The organism is Enterococcus camelliae (assembly GCF_042685105.1).
Classification (GTDB): domain Bacteria; phylum Bacillota; class Bacilli; order Lactobacillales; family Enterococcaceae; genus Enterococcus_G; species Enterococcus_G camelliae.
Window position 1 is genome coordinate 1 of record NZ_JBHUMO010000063.1, and the last position, 364, is coordinate 364.

1 pseudogene is annotated in these 364 nt (G+C 37.9%); it reads left to right on the forward strand.

The features are described from left to right. Window positions 1-51 precede the first annotated feature (51 nt). Window positions 52-364: pseudogene (locus ACFSR0_RS10705) on the forward strand (RNA-guided endonuclease TnpB family protein); the annotation flags it as partial.

A 364-nucleotide genomic window follows, 5' to 3' on the forward strand; every position in this document is an offset into this window, starting at 1 on the left:
CGCAAATACGAAATTACATTCAGAATCAGAAAAAGAAGTGAGGTGAGAACGATGGGTTACAACACACGAGCGAAAACGGTTAGCGAAAAAATTGTCAGTCACACGCTGTCATTAGACAAGACCTGTGAAATTTACAATCAAGCATTAACCTATATCTTAAAAGTGATGTTTCAGGAATTTCCTATGAGCTATGAGGAAAATACAAACAAAGTAGCTCCAGTTATTGAGAAACTTATTCACCGTACCGCAAAAAATCCTCGACCGAAATATGAAGATTTTAACGTGTTGTTCCCTAAGTATCCCTCTTATCTTAGACGTGCCACAATAGCTTCTGCTTATGGTAAATGGTCTTCTTGGCGTTCAA